This is a genomic window from Pseudomonas sp. Z1-12, assembly GCF_051132015.1.
Classification (GTDB): domain Bacteria; phylum Pseudomonadota; class Gammaproteobacteria; order Pseudomonadales; family Pseudomonadaceae; genus Aquipseudomonas; species Aquipseudomonas zanjanensis.
Genome location: NZ_CP071647.1, coordinates 4,047,928 through 4,066,525, shown reverse-complemented (window position 1 = coordinate 4,066,525; position 18,598 = coordinate 4,047,928). Strand labels below are relative to the sequence as shown.

14 protein-coding genes and 1 pseudogene are annotated in these 18,598 nt (G+C 58.9%); 8 read left to right on the top strand and 7 right to left on the bottom strand.

Going from position 1 to position 18,598, the window contains the following annotated elements; all coding sequences use genetic code 11:
* Positions 1–58: 58 nt before the first annotated feature.
* Positions 59–1,267: an alpha/beta hydrolase family protein gene (locus J3P85_RS17145; protein ID WP_434702591.1), complete on the bottom strand. Its 1,209-nt coding sequence runs from the start codon at positions 1,265–1,267 to the stop codon at positions 59–61.
* Between the two features lie 249 nt (positions 1,268–1,516).
* Between J3P85_RS17145 and J3P85_RS17140 the strand changes: the two genes are divergently transcribed.
* Entirely contained in the window at positions 1,517–2,311 is a 795-nt protein-coding gene (locus J3P85_RS17140; RefSeq protein WP_434702590.1) for a GntR family transcriptional regulator, read from the top strand.
* 46 nt (positions 2,312–2,357) lie between these two features.
* Here the strand turns inward: J3P85_RS17140 and J3P85_RS17135 are convergent, their stop codons facing one another.
* Genes J3P85_RS17135 through J3P85_RS17125 form a run of 3 tightly spaced genes read right to left on the bottom strand, consistent with a single transcriptional unit; the run spans position 2,358 to position 6,748 of the window.
* On the bottom strand, positions 2,358–2,873 hold the full coding sequence (locus J3P85_RS17135; RefSeq protein ID WP_434702589.1) for a gamma carbonic anhydrase family protein: 516 nt from the start codon (positions 2,871–2,873) through the stop codon (positions 2,358–2,360).
* Positions 2,870–4,660 carry a hydantoinase B/oxoprolinase family protein gene (locus tag J3P85_RS17130; protein ID WP_434702588.1) on the bottom strand — a complete coding sequence of 597 codons (1,791 nt, stop codon included), beginning with the start codon at positions 4,658–4,660 and terminating at the stop codon, positions 2,870–2,872. The genes J3P85_RS17135 and J3P85_RS17130 overlap by 4 nt, the downstream gene beginning before the upstream one ends.
* A gap of 12 nt (positions 4,661–4,672) precedes the next feature.
* Positions 4,673–6,748 carry a hydantoinase/oxoprolinase family protein gene (locus tag J3P85_RS17125; protein ID WP_434702587.1) on the bottom strand — a complete coding sequence of 692 codons (2,076 nt, stop codon included), beginning with the start codon at positions 6,746–6,748 and terminating at the stop codon, positions 4,673–4,675.
* A gap of 266 nt (positions 6,749–7,014) precedes the next feature.
* Between J3P85_RS17125 and J3P85_RS17120 the strand changes: the two genes are divergently transcribed.
* From J3P85_RS17120 to J3P85_RS17110, 3 genes are all read left to right on the top strand, one after another.
* A complete protein-coding gene (locus J3P85_RS17120) occupies positions 7,015–7,782 on the top strand; it encodes an SDR family NAD(P)-dependent oxidoreductase (RefSeq protein WP_434702586.1) in 768 nt (255 codons plus the stop codon).
* Between the two features lie 68 nt (positions 7,783–7,850).
* Positions 7,851–8,612, top strand: a complete 762-nt coding sequence (locus J3P85_RS17115; protein ID WP_434702585.1) for an SDR family oxidoreductase — start codon at positions 7,851–7,853, stop codon at positions 8,610–8,612.
* 2 nt (positions 8,613–8,614) lie between these two features.
* Complete coding sequence (locus J3P85_RS17110; RefSeq protein ID WP_434706396.1) at positions 8,615–9,508, top strand: 3-keto-5-aminohexanoate cleavage protein; 894 nt, start codon at positions 8,615–8,617, stop codon at positions 9,506–9,508.
* Between the two features lie 137 nt (positions 9,509–9,645).
* Here the strand turns inward: J3P85_RS17110 and J3P85_RS17105 are convergent, their stop codons facing one another.
* Together J3P85_RS17105 and J3P85_RS17100 are read right to left on the bottom strand one after the other, a co-directional pair.
* Positions 9,646–10,875, bottom strand: a complete 1,230-nt coding sequence (locus J3P85_RS17105; protein ID WP_434702584.1) for an MFS transporter — start codon at positions 10,873–10,875, stop codon at positions 9,646–9,648.
* A 62-nt stretch (positions 10,876–10,937) separates the two neighbouring features.
* A complete protein-coding gene (locus tag J3P85_RS17100; protein WP_434702583.1) occupies positions 10,938–12,317 on the bottom strand; it encodes an OprD family outer membrane porin in 1,380 nt (459 codons plus the stop codon).
* A gap of 637 nt (positions 12,318–12,954) precedes the next feature.
* On the opposite strand from J3P85_RS17100, the gene J3P85_RS17095 reads away from it, so the two are divergent.
* From J3P85_RS17095 to J3P85_RS17085, 3 genes are all read left to right on the top strand, one after another.
* Positions 12,955–14,646, top strand: a complete 1,692-nt coding sequence (locus tag J3P85_RS17095) for an Hsp70 family protein (RefSeq protein WP_434702581.1) — start codon at positions 12,955–12,957, stop codon at positions 14,644–14,646.
* A gap of 3 nt (positions 14,647–14,649) precedes the next feature.
* The gene (locus tag J3P85_RS17090) at positions 14,650–16,035 is read left to right on the top strand and encodes a J domain-containing protein (RefSeq protein ID WP_434702580.1); all 1,386 of its coding nucleotides are present in this window, start codon (positions 14,650–14,652) and stop codon (positions 16,033–16,035) included.
* A 61-nt stretch (positions 16,036–16,096) separates the two neighbouring features.
* Positions 16,097–16,996 carry a helix-turn-helix domain-containing protein gene (locus tag J3P85_RS17085; RefSeq protein ID WP_434702579.1) on the top strand — a complete coding sequence of 300 codons (900 nt, stop codon included), beginning with the start codon at positions 16,097–16,099 and terminating at the stop codon, positions 16,994–16,996.
* An 84-nt stretch (positions 16,997–17,080) separates the two neighbouring features.
* On the opposite strand, the pseudogene J3P85_RS17080 reads toward J3P85_RS17085, so the two are convergent.
* A pseudogene (locus J3P85_RS17080) lies at positions 17,081–17,479 on the bottom strand (SDR family NAD(P)-dependent oxidoreductase); the annotation flags it as partial.
* Here J3P85_RS17080 and J3P85_RS17075 point away from each other — a divergent pair.
* A complete protein-coding gene (locus J3P85_RS17075; RefSeq protein WP_434702578.1) occupies positions 17,458–18,339 on the top strand; it encodes an EAL domain-containing protein in 882 nt (293 codons plus the stop codon). The pseudogene J3P85_RS17080 and the gene J3P85_RS17075 overlap by 22 nt on opposite strands.
* Positions 18,340–18,598: the final 259 nt, after the last annotated feature.

Below are 18,598 nucleotides of genomic sequence, written 5' to 3'. Positions count from 1 at the left end.
CCTACCCGATCCAGGCAAGGTGTGTCGCTCTATCGCGCTCAAGAGTGGGTGCTGCAGGCTACGGGTTCCACCAGGTGGGTTCGCCCGAGCCTTCCAGGTACTGGCCTTGCTTGGTGATGAAGGTGCGTTTTTGATAGCCAGAGGTGAAGGTGTTCTTCAGGGCCTGGTCCAGCCAGTCCAGCGAGGCTGTCAGCCATTCATCCGACTGAGCGCCAATCGGGTGAAACTCGTACTGGTAGATCCACAGTTCCTTGGGACCGTTGAGTTTTTCATATACGTCCACGGTTGATTCCAAGGTCGTGAGTTCATCGTTTTCGCCCGTGATGATCAGGTACGGAATCTCGACTTTCGGGGCGATGTCATCCAAGGTCATCTTCTGGGACAGCATTTGGATTTGCTCGGTTTCGGTGATGCCCGTCATGAACATCAGGTTCGCCATGAAACTGGGTTGCGCCTGGTTGAGCAAGACGTATTTGTCCCCGAGGTTGGACATGTTGGCGGCGATTGCGCGGATACGAGGCTCTACCGCAGCCGCCCGGGTGGCCCACCAGGATCCCATGCTCGACCCCATGATCACGATTCGGCTGGCATCGATGGCGGGGTGGTCGCTCAGGTAATCGATGACGTGGCTGATGGCGCGGTCGTAGTTGTCCAGCGTCATCTTCAGGCCTTTGGTCAGGCTTTCTCCTTGACCCGGTCCATCCAGCGCGAAGCCGGCCCAGCCACGTGGCAGGATGCGTTGCTCGATTAGCTTATGCCAGTCCTCTTTGAACATATCCATGCCAGGTAGCATGATCACGCAGGGAACTTGTTGAGCGCCGAGAGGCGTTTCCAAAATACCGTGCAAGTGCTTATCCTCGAAAGGCAGGATAACGCGCTCAATCGGATGCTTGGAGTGCTCAATGACCTTTTCAAACGATGAAATGACTTTAGCCAGATAGCGCAGCCGGCGAGGGTCTTCACCGAGAATCGAATAGTGGGTGCGTGCATACAGCAGCGTGGCACGCTCGTAAAGGCGCTTGGCTGTGTAGGCGTATCCGCGACGCTCCCAATGTTGTGCGCGCCCCTCGATCTCACGTGCCGCAGCGGCCCAAGCCGAGGGCAACATGGAGCCTGCTTTCACGGGGTCGAAGACTCGTTTCAAATCGTTGGAGTCATAGCCAATTTGCTCGAAGATCGCGCCCGCGTCGGGGTGCAAAACGTCCAAGCCACCAATTGCCAGGAATGAGTCTAATACCCACCGCTGGCCTTTACGCATGCTGTCCATGATTCGCCTCATTTTGTTGTGTCAAGAAAGTTGGCAAATCGACTATAACAATGAAAAATGTGATCACGCAATAAGCCATCGCTTAGCGATATGGCTAGGTTTCGCTCAAAAACAAGCATTTATCTTAGGAGATGTGATCACAGAGCGCGCCGTTCATCGACACGTTCTACCTTGCGCCTCTATACTCGCGGAAAAGCAATGGCCCCGTCCGGGCGACGGCGGAAATTTAGAATAGGAAGAGGTTCGGAAATGGTAAACCGCAGTACCGAAGCGCCAGGTTTGGGAGACGACACAGATGCGGATTCACCGGCTGCCCGAGTGACCATTGCCGGATTGCGCGACCAGGCTTATCTGGAGTTGGCGACAGCTTTGCGTTCCGGTCGGTTTGCGCCTGGAACCTCTGTCACCATTCGTGGGCTGGCGGCGCAGCTCGGCACCAGTACCATGCCAGTGCGCGAAGCGGTCAGCCGGCTGGTGACGGAAGGGGGGCTGGAGATGCTGCTCAATCGCACGTTGTGCGTACCGACCGTGTCGGTGGAGCGGCTTGATGATCTGATCGAGGCGCGGGCAACGGTTGAGGCGCGTGCTGCCTGGCTCGCTGCCGAGCGGATGGATGCGGCTGCGTTTACCCGGATAAAACGGGCTGCCGAAGCGTACAGCCACGCAGTGGACGAAGAACAGATCATGGCGGCGGTGGCTGCCAACGAGCAGATGCATTTCACAATCTACCGGGCGGCGGCCTCTGAATCACTGTTGTCGATCATCGAGCGGCTCTGGTTGCAAAGCGGGCCTTATATCGCTGCTGTCATGAAGCATATGCACACCGCCAGCAAAAGCCTTCACGATCGTGGTATCGCTCACCACTTCAATATCCTGGCGGCGCTCGCCAAGCGTGATCCTGCTGCAGCGAGCGAGGCGGTCAGGGCGGATATCGTCGACGCGGCGCGCTGGTACAAGGAGCAGATATTTGCCGAGGATGGCTCGTTGCTCGAGCCCATCACCATCAAGCGGGTTCGTCGGGGGCGCAAGCCAGCGGTACATTGACAAGGCTGCAGGCCATCGTTCGACGGATGGCCCGCAGCCCTCTGCCTCAGGTTTTCATATGTTCAGCGAAATCATGGGCCAAGTGCAGGTATTCCATCGCGCCCCAGCCCAACGAGTCGACTTCGTCATCGGTCAGTTGACGAATCACTTTGCCTGGCGTGCCCATGACCAATGATCGCGGAGCAATGCGTTTGCCGGGTGGGATGAGCGAACCGGCACCAATCAACGATTGCCTCCCGATCACGGCACCATCCAGGACGATGGCGCCGATGCCGATCAGTGCGCCGTCTTCGACGGTACAGCCATGAAGTATTGCGCCGTGACCAACTGTCACGCCAACCCCGACGATGACTGGATGGCCCGGATCGGCGTGAATCACGACATGGTCCTGTAGATTGCTGTCCGCCCCGATTTCAATGCGTTCAACGTCTCCTCTTAGTGTGGCGTTGAACCACACTGAGCTTCGCTCGGCCAATTTGACCGAGCCGATCAGCGTGGCATTGGGCGCCACGAAGCAATCGGCGCCCAAGGTCGGTGAAGCGTTTTTATAGGCGAGGATCATGAGGCCTCCGACCGAGCTTCGGTATCACGCAGCAATCGGGTAAGTCGTGTGTCGATGTGCCGCCCACCATCGGTGACCTCTACTGCAAATACCCGGCGCGCCTTTTCCACACTCAGATAACCCTCCTGGACATCCTGGCGGACCTGCTCCGGATCCCGGGTACGCGGATCGCCGTAGCCTCCGCCGCCGCACGAGTAGGAAAGCACGCTTTCACCATCCTTGAGTTTGAGCAGCGCGCCTCCGGCAAGCGCTTCAAGTTCCCCGTTGAGATGGCGCTTGAACTGTTTTGAACTGGCTCCGGGAAGGCCTCCGCGCACGCCCTTAGGACCATTGATGTGGCCGTCGCTGACATAACCCAACTCGATGTCGCAACCCCGGGGACCGAACTCTACAAACATGCTGCGCGCGCCGTTGAAGCGCCCGGAGCCTTCGCTATCGGCGACAAAGCTGCGAGAGCGAACGAAGAGGGGTTGGCGCATTTCATCCAGCTCGACGCTGTCCTGGAAACATAGGCCGGCATTGCCGACATGCCCAATGGTTTGCCAGGCATCGGCGCGTGGGGCTCCAGCGCCTCCGGTAAAGCCCAGGAACAGTTGGTTGATGAATGCTCGGCCAGTCGTCGGGTGAACGCCCGAGATCACGCCGATGGATGGCGGAATGACCGCTCCGCATTCGGCCAGGCCGATCCCGTCTTCCATCTGCGCCAGCGCGGTTTGCACCGAGTTGGCGACGCGGTCGGCCAGGTTGGTCGTGGCCACCGAGCAGGAGGTGGGATGGACGGGAATGCCGACGACACAACCCTCTCGCAGCCGGATGTCGATGCGGCGGAATGAGCCGGCATTTTTCGGAACACTGTGTTCGATGCTGTTGAACAGGCCCACCATGGCGGCGGTGCGTGCGCAGGACTCGCTCAGGTTGAGCCCGCAGGCAATGGTGTCCGGGTTGTCCGTGAGATCGATCACTACTTTGCCTTGTTCGCTATCGACGTTCACTTTGACGTTGATCTGCAGTCCTTCCTCTGGCATGCCGGCGAACAGGGGGTCGTGAGTACTGGTGCTGATCGCTTCGCCGCTGGGCAGCTTCGAAAGGGCGCCGATCATCCGTTGTTCCGAATAATTGAGATAATCGCGGGAGTAGTTCTCCAGCGCGTCCCAGCCCAATTCCTCACCGAGCGCCAGCAGCTCGCGCTCGCCGATGCGCGCCGCGCCCATCATTGCCAGATAATCTCCCCACCACTGCTCGGGGACACGAATGCGCATTTTGCACATGCGAATGACGTCATCGACGTTCTGATAGTTTTCCTGGATCTTGACCGCTGGAAAGATCAGCGCGCCCTCGTGATAGACATCGCGCGCAGAGCCCATATAAGTGGTGGGCTCCGAGTTTCCGCAGTCGGCCTGGTGCGCTTTGGCGACGACGGTAAACCGATGGATTCCTGCGGCGTCCATGACAGGCACCAGGATCGTATGGTCAGCGGGGTGGGAGCAGCCGTGATAAGGCGAGTTATGCAGGAAAGCATCACCACGGTGAAGCTGCGGATGAAAGGCCTTCATGGATTCGCTCATGAGGTCCGGCCCGCACAACACGTGGATAGGCAGGCTTTCAGCGGCAGCCAAGAGTTGGCAGTCGGATGTCACGATGCAGCAGGAAAAATCCCGGGCGATATTGAGCACTCCGGATCGGCCGCTGCGCAACAATGTGTTGGCCATCTTGCGGGCGACACCTTCCAGTCGGTTGGTGATGACAGCCAATTGAACGCCATCGGTGGAAGAGGCGGTTGAGTTCATGGGATTCACTCCTTAGCAGTCACGAGCGGGGATGATTGAGAGGCTGCCGCTAGGGCGGCGCTCGGCGGTGTCACCGGGGTTGAGGACCACGGTGGTGAAGGACGACTCGATGATTGCCGGTCCTTGGATGATCGTGCCCGGCTGCAATGCTTCGAAGCGCTCGACACGGGTGTCGGTGTAGCCGTGGCCGGCAAAGTAGGCGCGGCGCATCGGTTGATGGATCGCACCGGCAACGGAATTCGCCAGGCTCGCACCTTCTACGCGGCGAATTCTGCAGGCAGCGGTAGCACGCCAGCCGACAATCTCGATGGGGGAACCGTCGTCGCGAATGGCAAAGATTTCTTCATGTACCTTATGAAACCGCTCGACCAGATCTGCCAGGTCTCCCGAGTTGGTGACTCGCAGGCCGCGCAACGGAACGTCCAGTTCCCAGACCTGATCCTGATAGCGTGCTTCGGCCCAGAAACTTATCTCCTGCTCCAGGGATGCACGGCCCGGCCCCTTGATAAACCCATCGCATTCATCATGCAGGCCGCTTAGTACCTTGTTCACTCTGTCGTAATCAAAGCGGTCGGTGCGCGTGAAGCAGATGGCCTGGAAGTGTGATGTCAGCTCCGACATCATGGCGCCGGCCGCGCTCATCGTGGCGCCTACCTGCGGAATCACCAGGCGTGGGGACTCCAGACGACGGGCGATGAGCGCGGAATTCAAGCCTGCCGCTCCGCCACCGCCAATCAGTACCGCTTCGCGTGGATTGATGCCTTGGTTGATCGTGATGTCATTGATGGCTTGGACCATGTTTTCCGTGGCGATGGTGATAATGGCCGCTGCCGCGTCTTCGATGCTCATGCCCAATAGATTGGCGACGTGGCTGGAAATGGCGTCACGCGATGCTTGCGCGTCCAGCTTCATGGTGCCTCCCAGGAAGTAGTCCGGATCGATGTATCCCAAGGCCAACGATGCATCGGTAACGGTGGGCTGGACGCCTCCGCGGCGATAGCAGGCCGGTCCAGGCGCGGCGCCGGCGCTTTGAGGGCCGACATGCAACATGCCGCCATCGTCGACCCAGGCAATCGAGCCGCCGCCTGCGCCGACACTCTTCACATCCACCGAGGCGAAGCCGGTCATGATTCCGCGGTAGGGCGGACCGATCCACGTTTCCTGAGAGCGTGGCACCACGCCTCGTCGCACCAGGCTGACGTCGTAAGTAGTGCCGCCGGTATCAGCAATGATGGCGGTGTGCGCGCCTTCGTCGGCCATCGCAAAATAGCGCCCGGCGATGGGCGCCATCGAAGGCCCCGAGTTGATCAAGTGGATCGGTGCTTCCGCCACATGCTCGGCGTCCATCACGCCACCTTGAGAGGTGACAACGACGACGCGGCCAGGGAAACCGGCGTCCTTCAACCGCTGAACCAGGGTATGCATGTAGGCACGCATCATCGGCTTGAGCGACGCGTCGATGCACGCCGATGACGCACGACGGAATTCTCTTGGAATCGGGTTCAGCTGGTGAGACAGGGTGTAGGGCACACCCGGCAAATGAGCATCCAACAGCTCACCGATGCGCCGCTCGTGGCTCGGGTTGACGATCGACCACAGCAGGCAGACGGCAACGGCTTCGACTTCCGCTTGGCGAAGCTTGCCTAGCGTTTCAATCAGTTCGGCTTCATCAAGCGGTTCCAGCTCGGAGCCGTCGGCCAAGAGACGGCCTTGGACTTCCCAAGTAATAGCTCGTGGAACGAATGGCTCCGGGTAAGGGACGGTGAAGTTGAACGGCTCGAGTCGACCTCCTTCACGCAGGGTGAGGATGTCGCGATGACCGCGAGGTACCAGCAACGCGGTGCGTGCGGTATTCGACGTGATGATCGCGTTGATGGCATGCGTGGTGCCGTAGATGAACATTTCGCCTTGCCCGAGCATGGCCTGTCGGTCCATTCCGAGGCCTTGTGCGGCAACTTCCAGGGCGGCGAGTACGCCGCTTATGGGATCGGAAGGAACGGTGGGGGACTTGAACATGTTCAGCTGACCGGTTGGGTCTTCGATGATCAGGTCCGTGAAGGTGCCGCCTGTATCCACTGCAAAACGCATGGGGTGTCTCCTGTAAACGTCCAATCCGGCTCGATGCGCGAGCGTGCTGGGCAGTAAAGGTGAACCAGCTTGTTTATTTTTGTGATCACTGCTAGCCAATCAACTTTGGCGCTTGCGTTCGGCGATCCCCTTTTAATCTAACGTTTTTTTGTCGATAGGGAAGGTCAGCCAGAAAAATATCTTTGTAAAGTGATCACAAATAAGCGTAGGGTAAATGGGTCGAGCCTATTCGCTCGATATCTACCTAATCGAGCGAGGTGCTGAAGATGGCGGTGAAAAAAAAGGTTGCGATTGTGACGGGGGGCTCACAGGGAATTGGCGAGGCGGCAGCGCGCAGGCTGGCGAAGGAGGGATATCACGTGGCGGTCGTGGCCAGCGGCAGCCTGGAGAAGGCGGAGCATGTCGCGGCGTCGATTCGCAACGACGGGGGCGAAGCCCAAGGGTTCGTATGCGACGTGCGCGACGCTGGCGCCGCAACTCGATTGGTTGCCGACGTCATCGAGCGGTATGCGCGTGTGGACCTGCTGGTCAATGCCGCTGGCGTATTCAAGCCGACGCCGGCGGGAGCGGGGGCGTTGGCCGATGCGTACCAGATGATCGACATCAATCTGAAGGGGACATGGAACATGGTCGATGCGGTGGTCCCTACGCTCAAGGCCGCTGGCGGGGGCGGCATCGTCAACATTGCTTCGGTTGCCGGTGTGACCGGGTTTGGGGGGTATGCGATTTATTGCGCCACCAAGGCCGGGATCATTTTGATGACGCGTGCGCTGGCCTGTGAACTGGGGCGTGAAAACATCAATATCAATTGCGTTGCGCCCGGTAATACCGAGACCGCCATCAACGATGACATTCGCAACGACCCCTCCATGCAAGCGGTACGTGACTTCATGACCGCCCGCACGCCCAGCCCACGCACCTTCTCATCTCCGGACGATATTGCCGCGGCGATTTCGTTTCTCGCCTCTGACCAGGCACGGGCCATGCGAGGCAGTTGCTTGTTGATGGACGAAGGTATCTCGGCGGGACTTTAGCGCCCACGGGTGGATCTGTTCGGAGCGGGCAAATGATGGGCATTGGGTCAGAAAACAAGAGAGATGACATGAGCGTGAAAGTCATAGTGACCGGCGGCGCGGACAGCGTAGGGCGGGTAATCGCCGAGGAGTTCCTGCGGCGTGGCGCACGTGTACACATCTGCGACGTGCGCGGCGATGCATTGCGCGAAACGCTGGCGGCCAATCCGGAAATGACCGGTACCTTGGCTAACGTGGGTAACGGTGACGATGTGTTGAAGGTGATCTACGAGTCGCAACGGGCCTTCGGTGACGCAACGATATTGGTCAACAACGTGGGGATAGCCGGACCACGCGCCGCACTCGAGGATATCAGCGACGCTGACTGGCAACAGACGATGGACATAAACCTGGGGGGCATGTTTCGTTTGATGCGTGGGGTCGTCCCCGCGATGAAGCGCAATCGTCATGGCGTGATCATCAATTTTTCGACCGGTTCGACCCGGACTCGGCTACCCATGCGCACGGCCTATGTTGTTTCCAAGGCCGCTGTGGAGTCGCTCACCCTCAATGCTGCGCGAGAACTGGGACCCTTCAATGTCCGTTGTAACGCGATTCTCCCCGGAATGATCGACAACGATCGAATGAAGGGGATCGTTGCGCGGATTGCCGAAGAATCAGGCAGGAGCGTGGCGCAGGTGGAAGAGGACTACCTCAAATACATTTCTTTGCGCAGCAAGGTTCAGCCGCAGGACCTGGCCCAGACCGTCTTGTTCCTGGCGTCTGATGCCGCCTCGAAGATAACCGGAGAGCTGCTCGCGGTGAGCGGCAACGTCGAGTGGGAAATCTGAAAATGACACGTAAAGTAATCCTTACTTGTGCAGTAACAGGCAACGCGCCTTTCAATCCGAAACACCCGGCGATGCCCATCACGCCCGTGCAAATTGCCGACGCATGCATTGAAGCGGCGCGAGCAGGGGCTTCAGTGGCGCACATTCACGTGCGAAATCCAGAGACCGGTGGAGGTAGTCGCGATCCGGCGCTTTTCAAGGAGGTGGTGGACCGTGTGCGTTCCAGCGGAACCGATATCGTCTTGAACCTCACCTGTGGCTTGGGCGCTTTTTTTCTGCCTGATCCTGAAGACGAGGCCCGTGGGCTTCCTGAAAGCGATGTCATCTCCGTTTCCGAACGGGTCAAGCACTTGGAGGAGTGCCTACCTGAAATCGCTTCCCTGGATATCACCACCGGCAACCAGGTGGAGGGGAGCCTGGAGTTCGTCTACCTCAACACAACACGCACGCTGCGGGCGATGGCCAAGCGTTTCCAGGCGCTGGGCATCAAGCCCGAGCTGGAAGTATTTGGAGCGGGGGACATCCTGTTCGGCAAGCAATTGATCGAAGAAGGACTGATCGACGGAACACCGCTGTTTCAAATGGTGTTGGGTGTGTTGTGGGGGGCGCCTGCGACGGCGGAAACGATGATCTACCAGCGCAGCCTGATCCCGGCGAATGCGCAATGGGCGGCATTCGGTATTGCGCGGGATGAGATGCCGATGGTCGCCCAGAGCGCATTGCTCGGTGGCAACGTCCGCGTAGGCCTGGAAGATAACCTTTACCTCAGTCGCGGTGTCTTCGCCACCAACGGTCAACTGGTTGAACGGGCGCGCACGATCATTGAATGCCTTGGCATGTCAGTCGCGACGCCGGCGCAAGCGCGAGAGATCATGGGGCTTCGCGCGCCTCGGTAACTGACCGTGGGCGACAAAAAAGGGCGTGTAGACACGCCCTTTTTTGTGGGTGGAATTCAGTATCAGGGTTGCTGAACGGAATGAGTGATCAAATCGAGACAGGCGCGCTGCCAAGCAACGCGCCCCAGGCATAAGGTTCAGGCGTGGGTCTTGAATTTTGGCAAATTGGCAAAGGCGACGATCGAGCCTGTGAGCAGCAGCGTGCAAATACCCAGCGCGCTGGAATAGCTGCCTGTGGCGTCGTGAAACTTGCCAAGCATCAGCGGGCTCAAGCCGATGCCGGCAATGAAGGCTGCGTATTGCCAGCCAAAGACTTTTCCATACGAGCGACTGCCAAAGTAGCGTGCAACCAGGTAGCCCATCAAGTCGGCCTCGGCCCCCAGCGAAAAACCAATGGCCAAGGCGGCAGGCACGGCGGCCGGCGCCCCCACGAGCGCTAGCAACGTGCAGCCGACAGCGGCTGCCGTAGCCACGCCGATCAGCACGTAGGGCGCAAAGATCCTGTCCGCCAGCGCGCCACCCACCAGGCGCCCGACGATGCCTGAGAGGCCGATCAGGCCGGCGATCGAAGCCGCTTTTAGCGGTTCCATGCCGGCGTCTATCAGCATGGGCACCAAGTGCACGATCAAGCCGCCGATTCCTAGGGAAAAAAGCGCAAGGCCGCACAGTAGCGTGAAAAAAATTGTCTTGCGCTGTGCTGGGTCATGGCCCGATTGAACGGTGGTCGCCGTGCCACCGTCGGAGTTCCGCGAATCCGCAGCCTTTATCAGCACCAGAAAGGGCAGCATGGCGGCTGTAAGTCCGGCAAGCGCTATATATCCAGTTGCCCACCCTGCCTGAGCGATAATCTGTGAAAGCGCTGCGGGGGCAAACGTGGCGGCAAGGCTGGGACCGAGCAACGTAATGCCCAGGGCCAGCCCCTTGGATTGATGAAAATGTGCGGTAATGATGCGGGTATAAGCGACCGGGGCCGCCGCCGCGCCCAGGGCCGCAATGGTTGCATGCAGCGCGTAATAGCCCCACAGGCTACTTAAATGGGTGCCCAAGGCTAAATAGCAAACCGAGGCCGCGACTATCGAAGACGCTGCCGCACGACGCACGCCGATTCGGTCGACCAGTCGCCCCACAACCGGAGAAGCGGCAGCCAGCGTCAGGGTAAAGATGAGGATGGCGGTGGACAGTTCGCCACGACTCCAGCCGAACTGCGCCTGCAGTTTCGGCATGAAGGTTCCAGCGGTGTAGAGGGGCAGCGAAGAGACACCCAAACCGCACCCGAGCAGGCAGGCCAGAAGGATCGGCCATCCGTTTCGAAATTCGTCGAGTTTGCTGGCGGTGGTGACAGGGTGGACAGCGGTTGCTTTGGACATGCGCATGACTCCCGTGAAAGAGAACGGATTCGTCCCGTGAGGACGTCAGTTGTATGGATCAGCTAGAAGAGTTGGAACGGGATGGTGGTCACCAAGCGGGTTTCCGTCATGGTGCCGTCCACTTGGTTTTCACTGGCTCGGTTGATGCCGTACAGGAAAAAGAACTGGGTGTCCTTGAGTGTTCCGCTTTGCACGGTGTAAGTCGCGACCAGCCCGGTTTCGACGTGTTTCTCGTTATCCATCGCGCGAACGTCATATCCAGAGCCGGTGTAATGGGTGCCGTCAATTCCCCAGCCCCAGGCGGTGTAGACCATCAACGTCATACCCGGTACGGCATATTGCGCCATGTCCACGCCATAGCTCACCGCGATGGACTTCTCGTTGGGCCCGTTGAAGTCGGTCAATAACGTATTGGCGAGATAGATCGCGTCGGTTTCGCCGAGATAATCAAAGAACTCGTTGCCACCGACTTCCTGATAGCCGAGCTTCAGCGTGTGTCCAAGATGGTTGAGGCTGAACTCAAGGCTGTAGGTATCGTTGTCGATCGGGCCGAGCTTGCTGGCACCTGTGTCGCGGGTGCGGTAATAGCTCAAGGTGCTGGTCAGTTCGAGTGCCGAAGCGTCGCCCATGTGGTACTCGGCGCTCAGGTAGTGTTGGTTCCATAGATCACGCACGCGAGAGGTATAGAGGCTGGTCTTGAGATGACTGGTGGGTTGATAAACCAGGCCTGCCATGTCGACATGGCTTGCGTCAACGCTCGGATCGCCGTACTCGGTCCGGAAGCGTCTAAGGCTCTGTTGAGTGTAAGGCGAGATGCGGTCGTAAGTGCCGAGGTCAAAGGCTAGGTTACTCAGCTCTTCGCTGTGCAGGGTGACGCCCTGGAAGCTTGAAGGAAGCGACAATACTTCGTTCACGGTGAGCACGGGCGTATAGACATTTTGTCGACCCAGGGTGAGCACCGTATTGGAAATACGCGCTTTGAAGTTGCCCAGACCCAGTTTGCTCCACTGCCCGACAGCATCGCCATCACTGTCTACCAAGGTTCGATTGACTCCCCCGGCAATGCGGTCATGTCGGCGTTCGAGGGCCAGTTGGTTGTAGACCGCGGCTTGTAGTGAAAAACCGACGATGCCCTGGGTAAATCCCGAGCTGTATTCCAGTATCGTGCCTTGTACCCAGGTGTCGGCTCGGCGGGTCGGCTTAAAGGTGCCGCCTGGTTTGGGAATGGCGAAGTAAGTGTTGCGGTCGGAACGCACGTTGGCCCAGAAATTTCGCGTGGTCCCTTTCAGGCTCTGTCCCTCAAAAAAACCTTGTGCACTGTCTTGGGCACTTCCCGAGGCGAGCGTAGTGGGCAAGAAAATCTGCGAGTCGGGTGCGGCTTGCCCGAGTGGGCTGATCAAGCCGGCGATCAATAGGGTTGCGGTAGCCTTGCGACGATTCAAGATGGCGCTCCTCCTGGCGAACTGCGGTGGTAATCGGTACTCGACGAGTGCCGAGACCGACGATTACGGTGGCGCACACGTATGGGACGACTCGGAAGACGTCTTTGTGTGATCACATTAGTGCAGTTGTTATGCCGGAAACTGAGAATTGCGAAGGAGTGTCGTGTTTCGATTTATTTGCTTATAACTGGTCGCTTATAGAACAATTCTTCGAAAATAATGGCAGTTACAGTGCTTCCATCGGTATCGTTGGGCTCGTCAATGGGCCTTTCATTGAGTAAAAATGTAATAAGGTGATCACATATAACGCGCTCTCAGTATTCGGCGCGGGGCCGGCGAAAACCCTTGTACCAGGCGTCGAGGCGCGGATGATTGGCCCCGAAGGGTTGTTCGAGTTGGCGAAGCTATCGCATCAACATTCTTATCTCCAAGGACAGGCCTGGCCTTCGCATCGCCTTCTACGATGAAGAAATATAAAGCGGTCAGCCTTGCAGGCTCCAGGCGCCAATACCTAAAGCCACCGCGCACGCCGCCGATACACCCGATCATGAATCCGCGGACCGCGTCTGCATCGGCATTGACTGTGCCGCGATGCGATGCTTTGCTTGCCGACCGCGTCAATTAAGGAAAAGTGACAGTGATCATAGGTATCGATCTGGGCACCACGAACAGCCTCGTGGCGGCCTGGGACGGCGAACATGCCCGGCTATTGCCCAATGCCCTGGGCAATCTTCTTACCCCGAGCGTCGTTGGCCTCGACGACGATGGCCAGTTGATCGCCGGCGATATCGCTCGGGAACGGCTGCACACTCACCCGCACCTCACCGCTTCATTGTTCAAGCGCTACATGGGCAGTGCCCGTGAAACGTTGCTGGGCGGGCGGGCCTACCGCGCGGAAGAGCTTTCGGCGATGCTGCTGCGCAGTCTCAAGGCTGACGCCGAGCGTGCCTTGGGCGTGCCTGTGCTCGAAGCGGTGATCAGCGTGCCGGCGTATTTCAGCGATGCCCAGCGCAAGGCCACGCGTATAGCTGGCGAGCTGGCGGGCCTGAAGGTCGAAAAACTGATCAACGAACCCACCGCCGCAGCTTTGGCCTACGGCCTGCAACAGCGGGACGAGGCCACTTTCCTGGTGTTCGACTTGGGTGGCGGCACCTTCGACGTCTCCATTCTGGAACTGTTCGAAGGGGTCATGGAAGTGCGCGCCAGTGCCGGCGACAACTTCCTCGGTGGCGAAGATTTCGATGATCGACTTGTCGAGCACTTCATCGCCAGCATCGGCGCCGCCGACCTCCCTGATACTTCACAGCCAGGCATGGCACAGCGATTGCGGCGTGAGGCGCAGCGTGTTCGCCATGCCTTGGGTCAGGCGCCGGTTGCGCGCTTTGTGCTGCGCGAGCAGGCACGTGAGTGGAATCTGGAAGTGACCCAGAGCGATCTGGCGAACATCGCCCAGCCGTTGATGGATCGCCTGCGTGCGCCGATCGAACGCGCGCTGCGTGATGCCCGGATCAAAGTCGCGGACCTGGACGAAATACTTCTGGTTGGCGGCACCACGCGCATGCCGCTGGTGCGCAAATTGGTGGCGACGCTGTTCGGGCGGATCCCGGCGATGCAGCTCAATCCGGACGAGGTCGTGGCGCAGGGCGCGGCTATCCAGGCGGCAATGAAAGCACGCCATGCTTCCCTGGAAGAAGTGGTGCTGACCGATGTCTGCCCCTACACGCTGGGCATCGAAACCTCGGTACAGCTGGGCAACCAATATCAAAGCGGTCACTACTTGCCCATCATCGAGCGCAACACGGTGGTGCCGGTGAGTCGCTCCCGTAACGTGTCGACCCTCAGCGACAACCAGAAAGTGGTCAGGCTGGGCATCTACCAGGGCGAGAGCCGCTTGGTGGCCAACAATATTTTTCTCGGTGAGCTGGAAATCCCGGTGCCGCCGCGCAAGGCCGGGGAGATCACCCTGGACGTGCGCTTCACTTACGATAACAACGGCCTGCTCGAAGCCCAGGTGCATCTGCCCATCAACGGCGAAACCCGCCGGTTGGTCATCGAGAACAACCCTGGCGTGCTGGCCCCGGAAGAAATCGCCCGACGGCTGGCCGCCCTTGAAGCATTGAAAGTGCATCCGCGGGACCAGCAGGTCAATACGTTGCTGCTGGCTCGGCTGGACCGCCTGTATCAGGAAAGCCTTGGCGACGGACGAGATCATATTGCCGCGCTGGCGAACCACTTCCAGCAAATGCTCGACACCCAGGACGAACACCGGATCCGCGAAGCCCGTGGCGACATCAACCTGCGCCTTGCCCACTTCGAGATGGAGAGGTAAGTCATGAGCCATTGGCAAATGATGGGCCTTGCCCCCGATGCGGACGAACGCAGTATCAAGCGCGCCTATGCACGGCTGCTCAAAGTCCATCGTCCTGACGAAAATCCTGATGAGTTTCAGCGCCTGCGCCAAGCGTACGAGGCGACCCTGGCCGAGGCACAGTGTCGCGCGCAGGCTGATGATGAAGGCAGCTATGTTTCGCTAGACGTCAGCGGGTCAACCCCGGACTCTCCCACTGTTGTGCAGGCGCCTGCTCTCGCCATTTCTTTGGACAATATCGACGCCTCAACGCCCATCAGCCCGCCCGAACCGCCCCTTGAACAGATGCAGCAATGGTTGGTCGAGGGCCTGGACCGCCAGGTCATGGACGCGCTTCGCGTTTGGCTGGCAAGTGACTGGCTGTTGCCGTTCGAGCGCCGTCAGCAGTTCGAGCTGAGCGTCCTGGACTGGCTCGAATCCGCGGAAGGCTGGTCGCCGGCCTTTTTCGATGGGGTGTGCAAGGTCATGGGGTGGGATGAAGCCCAGGCCACGCTGCCTTGTGAATATTGGCGTTGGGACCGCCTGATCAGACGGTGCGAGGCGCAAGCCTTTGCCGAGTCTGTGCGGGCGGACCTTGCCAGGTTTGACACCGATAAATTCCACGGGCGGCCGGCCGCTCTGCTGCTGAAACCCTTGGCTGACGGTGACCGCCGTGAATTGGCCGATGGCTTTGACAGCGTTGACTGGCAACGTTTTGCCCAGCTCGCTCAAACGATCGAATATCAGTATCCAGAGGTGCCCGAGCAGCTTGGGTTGCAACCGGTCGATAACTGGCGGGATTGGCTACCCCCGACAAGCTATCGAGGCATCTACCTGTTCCTGTGGGTCGCGCTGTCTGTGGTGCTGATCACGTCGGTGTTCACCGGTCTGATAAGAAAGGATGGGCTGAGTTCGGCGGTTATCATGCCGGTGCTGATGATCGCAGTGAACTGGGTCGGTATGAAGGCCTACGGAATATGGGCGCTGGTGGCTGTGGCAGCGGCCCGGTTGGATGTGCTGCTCAGCCAGTGGTTGGTCCCGCGCCGTTGGTACCGACAGGGCGCCGGGCTGCTGTTGCTGCGCCACATCCTTCCCAGCGCAGCGCCCGCTTTCTTGGCGTACATATGGTCGGGCGGCCCTGCATGGTTGCGGTGGGGAAGCGCGGTCGCTGTGTTCCTTGGTGTCCTCTATTTCACCAACCAAGCGCTGAGCGGCGGTAAGGTTTCCATCTGGGCCCGAGCATGGCGCACCGTTAAACTTCGGGTTGGGCGGCTGCCTTGGCACACGCTGCAACACCCAGGTCTTGTGGTCGTGATTGTTGTGCTGGGGATGGCGGCGACGGTGTACTGGCGTATGAAAGGTGTCGCTTAGGAAAGATTGTTTCAACGTCAGGTGTGCTGACCGGGGGTATCGATAAAGGGGCGTTGATGACATGAAACCAATAGAACGAACCTCGCCCCAAGGACTGGAGACTTACATTCGCGGCGAGCGCCTGGCGGCTTCGGATGATTTGGCCGGCCGCGACGTGTTGGTGCAGATATTCAACCGCGAGCCCCAGGAAGAAAGCTTTATCGTCCCGGCCGTCGCTGAGCCCTTGCTGGTATGGATCATGTCGGGAACCGCGGCGGTGCAGGAACGTACCCTGGGCGGTGAGTGGCAAACCAGCGTCGTGTCCAAGGGCGATTTCTTTTTGACCACATCGGCTGAGCCCTACGAAATGCGCTGGAGCGTGTCTGGCGCAGACGCTTTTGTCGTGATGCATATCTACCTGGGCATCGCGCTGCTGGAGAAAGCCATCGAGGAGACGCTCGGCGGCCCTGGTGCTGTCCGTTTGCGCGAGGTGTCGGGTGGCCGTGATGAGGTGCTGTCCATGCTGTTGGAACAGTTCCGCACGGAACTGACCATTCGCCATGGCAGCAGCGCGCTCTTTCTGCAAGGCCTCGCGCAATGCCTCGCCGTTCACCTTGCCCGTGAGTACCTGGACAATTCGGCGGACGATATCGCCCGTCGCAATGCCTTGCCCGCTTATAAATTGCGGCGCGTATTGACGGACATGGAAGGCAATCTGCAAAAAGAGTTCAGCTTGCGGGCGTTAGCCGAAGCCGCTGACATGAGCGAGTTCCACTTCAGCCGGCTGTTCAAGAAAGCTACGGGGCATTCGCCTTCGCAGTTTTTTATCCGATTGAGAATGGCCCGTGCCCGGCAGCTTCTGTTAGAGACGGATCGCAGCATTATCGATATCGGCCTGGACGTGGGGTACGGCAGCCCAAGCCATTTCTCCCAAGTCTTCAAACGCCAAGTGGGCGTGACGCCGAGCCACTATCGCAAGTGAGCCCGGTCCCGATGAGTTTGTAATCGCGGTCTCCATAAAAAACGCGGTGCAGACAACGCCGCACCGCGTGGATCAAAACAAACATCAGCCGACGGGAATGCTCATGCCGCCGTCCGCCATGACCACCGAACCGACGATGAAACTGGCGCGTTCGGAGTCGAGGAAGCAGACGATTTCAGCAATTTCCTCTGGCGCCGCCGCCCGGCCGATGGGTGCCGATTTACCGTGCTCTTCCAGGAAACCGCGGCCGTCGTCCATGAAATGGTTCAGCAGGTTGGTCACCACGTCGCCGACGCCGATGGCGTTTACCCGGATGCCGTGCTCGATTGCTTCAAGTGCCTGGGTGCGCGTCAGTTGGGCGAGGGCGCCTTTGGAGGCGGTGTAGGCGGCGGTGCCGGGGAAGGCAAAATACGAGGCGTAGGAGGCGATGTTCACGATCGCCCCGGATTTTTTCTTCATCATTGCCTTCATCGCTTCGCGAGAACGATATCCCGGCTGACCTGCTGGAGTTGGAGCTGACAGAGACGTCGTTGATGGCGAACACCGAGCGCACGATCGGGACCTTACGCAATCTGAAGCATCTAGGTGTACAGATTTCCATTGATGATTTCGGGACTGGCTATTCCAGCCTGGCTTATCTACGGCGTTTCCCTATCGACAAATTGAAAATTGACATCGCCTTCATCCGTGACGTAGCGACTAATCCAGACGATGCGGCCATTGTGCTGGCCATTATCCAGATGGCCCATAGCCTGAAGCTCGATGTGGTCGCCGAGGGTGTCGAGACGGATGCACAAATGATGTATTTGCGACGCCACCATTGCGACTATATCCAGGGCTTCTATTTCAGCCCGCCGCTGCCGGTGACGCAAATGGAGAAAATGCTACGGGACGAACAGCATTTGCTGCTACCTGCTGGCACACGGAGGACTCGGCACAAGACATTGCTGCTGGTAGACAATGAACCCCACATGCTGGCTCCCTTGCAACGCTTGCTGCGCCAGGATGGCTACCGTATTTTGACCGCGCAGTCGGCCGCCGAGGGGTTTGAATTGCTGGCACTTAACGAGGTGCAGATCCTTCTGTGCAATCAGCGCTTACCGATCCAGAACGGTAACTGTGGGGTGTTCCTCGACAGCGTCAAGGAACTGTATCCCGATACCTTCCGAATATTGTCTGGAGACACCTGCCGGGAATCAATTGTGGAGGCAATGAATCGTGGTGCGATTTATCGCGTCTATACCAAGCCGTGGGACAACATATTGTTGCGCAACAATGTGCGTGAAGCATTCCGCAGTTATTGCTTGTTGCATAATGTTCGCGCTGATGAGCTGGATGGATGAGTGGCGTTCGCTGTGCTGAGACTTGGCTTGACGGCCCATCGTTACCGCTTACGGCGGGCGCTGGCTCAGAGTCGGAAACGTCATCGCCCAGATGATCCTCAAAAGATGCGTTTGAATCTGGTTTTCTGCTGCGGTTGCCGCAGATGCTGAGCATGCGGCGCGAGGTCAGCCTGCTTTGTGAGCCAATCAAGCCGTCACGCAGCTTGACCGGCGACTCGACTGTGTTCGACACGGTGCTCAATCTGGCAGAGCGGATTCG